Genomic DNA, 6,288 nt, shown 5'->3' on the forward strand with positions numbered 1-6,288 from the left:
CGCTTCGTACAGTGCCAGGTATGCCTGAGCACGCAATGTTCAAGAACGACCTACGCCGTTCGCGACTGGTCGAGGTGGACTTCTCCGAGTCGCGTATGCACAACATCTGGATGGAGAACGCCCGGATCACAGGTGCCGACTTCATCAACACCGAGATCTGGGGCAGCTGCGAGGGCCTCACGTGGGACGGCATTCCGATCGCCCCGCTGGTGGAGGCCGAGAAGCTGCGCAGGTTCCCGGAGCACGCCAAGATGAAGCCGACAACGCCCGAGGGCTTCCGCGAAGCGTGGTCGATCCTCGAAGGCTTGTGGGCGGCCACGGTCGATCGGGCGCAGCGGCTACCGGAGCCGATGGTGCATGAGCGAGTGGACGGCGAGTGGTCCTTCGTGGAAACCCTGCGCCACCTCGTGGGCGTGACCGATGGTTCCGTCTTTCGCTGGGTCACCGGCGCCCAAGACCATTCGTGGGGGCCCCCGGTTCGGGGGTGGGGTGACGTCAGCCCGGACCCTGACGACCCGACACTCGAGGAAGTCCTCGCAGTGCGGCGGGACCGGATGGCACGAGTGCGGGAGATCATCGATGCACTCACCGAAGCCGAACTCGACCGGATCTGCGACCAAACGACCGATCCCGTACGGCACTACCTGGAGATCGTCATCGCCGAAGAGTGGGCGCACCACCAATATGCCTGCCGCGACCTCGACGTACTGCAGCACAGGTCCACCGAGCCCAGCAGTGGAGCGTGACTCGCCGTACGGCACCCCCCAGCTGGCGGATGGCCTCTGCCACGAAGAGGCAATCTGGCGGTTGCCGCCCGGCTCGCCGCGTGAGTATGAGGCTGCAGCGGCCTGCAGTACCCCTCCTTGCCCTCGGCTGATTTCCCATGAGTGGCCCGGCTGACCCCTCGAGCGAACCATCGGGTGCCTGGTTGATGGCGGTCAGCCAGGCGTACGTCACGCCATCTCCGGTCGGGGCAGGTCGACGGTGGTTGTTGGCGTTGTCGTACTTCGCTGCTGTGTGCGCCCAGAGCTGCTGTGTTGTCGAGAGGGTGAGAGGCCTCTTCGTTGGGCGGTCGTAGCGGTCCGATTAAGGCTGGGGCAGCCTGATCCGGGGGACGCCGGTGAGGTTCTCCGCGAGGTACTGCCCGTGTCAGCACTCGGTCGGTACCGGGCTCTGAGGAGCTGGTGAACGCGTCAGAATGTAGCGATCGGGTTGACCGGGCTGCCGGACGTACCGGCGAAGCGGATCGGCGCAACTGCGAGGTGGAAGTCCCACTGGCCGAGCTCGGCGGCCGTCGTCGCGCACCCCTCCAGGTCGCAGTTGTCGAGCAGCCACAGACCCATCGCGACGAGGCTCACCGCGTGAACCGGCATCAACACGTCCTCGTACCCCGACGGCTGAACGTCCTGAGGGGTGTCGGCGCCGATCAGCGCAACCTCCCGCTCGTACAGCCACGGCAGGCAGGACGCGTGCCAGCCAGCCTGCGTGAAGCCTTGCGTCGCACCGGCCTCGTGCCGGACGCGGCCACCGCCCGTCCGTAGGAACACCGCATCGCCGGACCGCACCCGAACACCCTGGCGACGCTCAGCCTCCTCGAGATCGTCGGGAAACACACCCTGCCCCGGTTCCAACCACGGCACATCGCGGACCCTCGCGACGTCCAGTAGGACACCACGTGTGATGATCCCGTTCGCGGCCGCCGTGACAGCTGCCCAGGCCGATCCCGTTGCGGCGTCGACCAGCGAGTGCGACCGTCCGTTGTACATGGTGCCGTCCCAGAAGATGTGGCACGGCGAGTCGACGTGGGTGATCGTGTTGCCGTGGAAGAAGATGCCGAGCCGCTCGTTCGAAAAGCCCCAGCGCCGGTCCTTGTGGAATGCGGCCACCGGCATGTTCTCGGCACCCGGCATGTCGGCGGCGCATGGGCACGTCGTCGTCGACCGCTCCATTTCTTCCGGTACGGCAACCTCCCATGCGCACGACACGCTCCTGCCGTGGCGCACGGCCCGCGCCGCCGCCAGCCGAACGTCGTCCGTGATGTGGTTCAGCGTGCCGAGCTCGTCGTCGTCGCCCCACCGCCCCCAGTTCGACAGCGTGTTGAAGTACCCCAGCACGTCGTCCCGTGTGGGCATCGGCCGCCTTGTCGTCATCCCTGCATCGACTCCTCCGGTCATGCGGTTCGAGGGCACCGCAGGCAGGCTATCCGCCCTCTACTACTTTGACACCTCATCCGTAGGCCGCTGAAGATCGTCCGGTTGCGTCCGTCGACGTCCAGGCCCATGCGGGAGGGATGGGCTCGATCGCCCGCCAGCGGCTTCGTTGTGCTGGTGAACTGTGACTCCTTCGGCGTCGATGGCTGAGCGGACCGCGCGTGCAACGACTGCAACGGCCCCGAGCATGCCGGCGTACATCTGACTCGGGAGCCGGTAGAGGTCGGCGATGTGCTCGCGTGGGACTACCAACTGATGTCCGCGGTTGCGATCGCGTTGGTAGAGGTTGGAGAAACGCCGGCGCTACAGATGATTGGTAGGAGGGAAGCTCAGGATCGCCATCAGTCGCAGCGAGGGAACAGAATGGACAGTCGTCCGACGTGACGGTGGTTAGATTGCCCTCCATGAGATTCCGACCTGGGCAGACCGTCGTTCGCCGTTGCCTACATCCCGACGGTCGATTGGCGACCGTTCAATGTGCAAGGGTGGTCGCCGATGACGAGCCGGGCCTGCTGATCTGGATCGCCAAGGATTCCACGGTGATGCGGCGCGTCACCGAGAACAGCGAGCCGACCAGGCACCTGCCCTACGCGCAGGAACTACAGACGCCGACGACGCTGCAACCTATGCCGTACTTCCGGTTCGGAACGCTCATCCTGACCCCGCCCGACAGCGACCACTCCGTGTGGTGGGGGTTCGACGCACCAGGGGATCACATTGGCTGGTACATCAACCTTGAGTCTCCTGGGTCGCGCTGGGCCGGAGGCATCGATCTGTTCGACCTTGCGCTCGACGTCCTCGTCAAACCGAATGGTCAGTGGGAGTGGAAAGACGAAGACGAGCTCGCGGCACAGACCGGCGATCCGATGTTCTGGACCGAGCAGGAGGCGCGCACCATCAGGGCTCGCGCAGAAGCAGTTACCCGCGCGATCGAGCGCAAGGCCTTTCCCTTCGACGGCACGTGGTGCGACTTCGTGGCTCATCCTGACTGGGAGCCCACAGCGTTGCCCGCCTGGTGGGACTTACCAACCACGGTGACACCACGCTTCAGCTGGCCGAGAGACGCGTTCACCGCGACCTGACCATGAGCGACTGCCTGCCCCACTGAGCAGTGCAGCTTTCAAGGAGGCGAGAGTGGCGGCCGTCGTCCGAGCCGGTTCCCACCCGCTGAGTCCTCACGCCTCGCGAGACGGCGTCCGGCGGATGACCTCGCTCGTATGCTCTTACCGGTGACGTTAGCCCGGTTGGGCCGCGCGTAAAGCTGGAACTGTCACTTACGGAGCGATTCCCACTGTCATTCCCTGTCACACCGTCACGTCCCGTGGCCGCCGCGGAACAGGGGCGGCACCGAGGTCACCACCTACTGGCCGCAGCGCTCACCTGGCGCGGCTTCATGGCAGGGTCTGAGCCCATGCGAGCACATCGTGCGGATACGGAAGGCTGCGTACGCTCACATCGTTCAGCCGACGCATCTGGTCGTCGGTGAGCGACCAACCGACCGCTCCGACGTTGTCCTCGTAGTGCTCCATTGTGCGTGCCCCGATGATGGGTGCGGTCACTCCGGGTCGCTGCGAAAGCCAGCGCAGCGATACCTGCGCGACAGACCGTCCGGCTTCCTCGGCGATCTCCCTCACGACATCGAGCACCCGCCAGGTGTGCTCGGTTGCATACCTCGTCCAGGCAGGATCGCCGATGGCGTTCAGCCGCTCGACCCGCGTTCCGCTGATCGGCTCCGTCATGCCACGGTGGTACTTCCCGGTCAGGAGCCCCATCCGAAGTGGGCTCCACGCAATGAGTCCCAGCCCTTCGGTCAGGCAGACGGGGACGAGCTCCCATTCGGCGTCGCGGTCGAGCAGGTTGTAGAGCGGCTGCAGGCACACATACGGCTCCCACCCGTGCTGGCGGGCAAGGTCGATCGACTTCTGCAGCTGCCAGCCGGCGTAGGTGCTCGCCCCGACGAATCGAACCTTGCCGCTCGTGACGAGCCTGTCCAACGTGGAAAGGGTTTCCTCGAGCGGGGTGTTCTCGTCGAAGACGTGGGTCTGGTAGAGGTCGATGTAGTCGGTGCCCAGGCGGCGAAGGCTCGACTCGACCGCGGTCATGATGTGCTTGCGCCCGCCACCGCGGTCGTTGTGCCCGGGCCCGACCCGGTGGAACACCTTCGTCGCGATGACGAGATCGTCGCGTTGCCTGTTCTTCAGCCAGCGACCGAGGATTTCCTCGGACGCCCCGGCCGAGTATCCGTTGGCGGTGTCGACGAAAGTCCCGCCGGCGTCGACAAAGGCGTCGAGCATCTGGTGCGCGGTCTGCTCATCAGTCTCATTTCCGAACGTCATGGTGCCCATGCACAGCTCGGAAACCTTCAGTCCAGTTCGGCCGAGAGATCGTTGCTCCATGACCTCGAACCTAGGGCGGCCACGTCTATACGTCCAATGCAATGTGTTGGCCGTATCGATACGCGTGCGACATCATTCGCCGGGTTGGGGCTTCGTCGACTTCGTTCGTTCGTCGCCGTCGCCCACGACCAGGCGCTCAGCGACCGGACGCCACGTGAGGCCAACCTTCGGTAGAGCTAGAACGGTTGACCCGGAACAACGTGACGCAGGAAAGGTTTCTTTACCGATGGCGACCTCGATGGCGAGCCGCCTGCACCGGCCCGGTGCACGGATCTGCCGATGAGTGAGCACATCGTCCTGCCCACCCGCCGAGAAAACCCGTTGCGAGTGGCCGGCATCGGATGTCTGGTTGATCGGCCACCGATCTCGGGAAGGGAACATGACGCCCATGTCGCTGCCAACGCCCACGCTGCACACCGCTCGCCTTCGACTGCGACCCTTCGACGACGCGGATGCGAACGACCTCTTCGCGCTGCACAGCAACGCCTACGTGCTGCGCTACTGGGATGCGCCGCCTTGGAGCGAACGCGTGCGCGCCGAGCGGTTCATCACGGCCTGCCGGCAGATGGCGGACGAAGGCACCGGGGCGCGGCTGGCCGTGAATCGTGTCTCCGACGGCGCGTTCATAGGCTGGTGCAGCCTGAACCGGTGGAATCCGGACTACCGCAGCGCATCGCTGGGCTACTGCTTCGACGATGCAGCGTGGGGCCACGGCTACGCGACCGAGGCAGCGCACGTCTTGCTGCGGTGGGCATTCGACACGCTGGACCTCAATCGCGTCCAGGCTGAGACCGATACGCGCAACGTGGGATCTGCCCGCGTGCTGGAGAAGCTCGGCTTCGTGCGTGAAGGGACGTTGCGGGAAGACTGCATCGTGAACGGCGAGGTCTCTGACTCGTGGGTCTACGGGCTGATCAGGCGAGAGTGGCGACCGTCGTCCGAGCCGGTTCCCACCCCCTGAGTCCTCACGCCCTCGCGAGACGTCGCCCGGCACCAAGGTGCGTCGCTTCGCCGAGTCGGGGACCGGCGCGCCAGGCAATGACAACACCGGCCCTCTTCGTGCTCACTCGCGGTACTCCCGAGCGGCCCGAATCGCAAGAAGCTATCGAACAGCGCGAGCGACTGGCCGACTGTGCGACAAGGCACGGGTACAGCGTTTGATGGGTCGAGGGTGAACACGGCTTCGCTGAAGCCCTGCCCGAACTCACCGGGCGAATCGTCAACGAATTCCTCGCGACCATCCAGGCGAAGAGCTGCTCGCGGGCCTGGAAAGCGCCAGCATGGAAGCCGAGTGGTCATGACCCAGACGACGGCTTCTGTCGCCTTGTGTCCAAAAGGGTCACGTTCCTACGCTTCGTAGCGACCGCTGGCGACCCTGCCCTGAGGAGCACGACATGTGCGACGACCTGGGTGACTCGAACTCCTTGACGAACGCCGTCCACGCCATTGCCGCCCACTATGGGGTAGCGCGTGAAGAGGTAACCCCGGTGCCACTGCAGGGGAAGGTCAATCTGACCGTGTACTTGGGCACGAAGCTTGTTCTCCGCATTCCTCGTAAGAGCCTGTTCCTGAACCTGGTTCTCTGGTGTGAGCTTCGTCTCTGTTGATCATGGTGGCCGTGTCTTCGCTGGTAATGGAAGGAACTCCTGGTAGATCGAGCGGTGCTTGAAGTCGCCGATATA

5 protein-coding genes and 1 pseudogene are annotated in these 6,288 nt (G+C 64.9%); 3 read left to right on the plus strand and 3 right to left on the minus strand.

What is annotated here, in order from left to right; translation table 11 throughout:
* The first annotated feature begins 20 nt into the window (after nt 1-20).
* The gene (locus ABN034_RS29590) at nt 21-746 is read left to right on the plus strand and encodes a DinB family protein (protein WP_349694268.1); all 726 of its coding nucleotides are present in this window, start codon (nt 21-23) and stop codon (nt 744-746) included.
* Between the two features lie 447 nt (nt 747-1,193).
* Here ABN034_RS29590 and ABN034_RS29595 read toward each other — a convergent pair whose 3' ends face one another.
* Nucleotides 1,194-2,132, minus strand: coding sequence for a cyclase family protein (locus ABN034_RS29595; RefSeq protein ID WP_349694269.1), 939 nt, complete (start codon nt 2,130-2,132; stop codon nt 1,194-1,196).
* Between the two features lie 81 nt (nt 2,133-2,213).
* Nucleotides 2,214-2,468 (minus strand): annotated as a pseudogene (locus ABN034_RS34665) (HIT domain-containing protein); the annotation flags it as partial.
* A 227-nt stretch (nt 2,469-2,695) separates the two neighbouring features.
* On the opposite strand from ABN034_RS34665, the gene ABN034_RS29600 reads away from it, so the two are divergent.
* Complete coding sequence (locus ABN034_RS29600; RefSeq protein WP_349694270.1) at nt 2,696-3,292, plus strand: ribonuclease FAU-1 family protein; 597 nt, start codon at nt 2,696-2,698, stop codon at nt 3,290-3,292.
* Between the two features lie 309 nt (nt 3,293-3,601).
* On the opposite strand, the gene ABN034_RS29605 is transcribed toward ABN034_RS29600, so the two are convergent.
* A complete protein-coding gene (locus ABN034_RS29605) occupies nt 3,602-4,606 on the minus strand; it encodes an aldo/keto reductase (protein WP_349694271.1) in 1,005 nt (334 codons plus the stop codon).
* A 388-nt stretch (nt 4,607-4,994) separates the two neighbouring features.
* Between ABN034_RS29605 and ABN034_RS29610 the strand changes: the two genes are divergently transcribed.
* Entirely contained in the window at nt 4,995-5,567 is a 573-nt protein-coding gene (locus ABN034_RS29610) for a GNAT family N-acetyltransferase (protein WP_349694272.1), read from the plus strand.
* Nucleotides 5,568-6,288: the final 721 nt, after the last annotated feature.

The organism is Actinopolymorpha sp. B11F2 (assembly GCF_040195635.1).
GTDB lineage: Bacteria > Actinomycetota > Actinomycetes > Propionibacteriales > Actinopolymorphaceae > Thermasporomyces.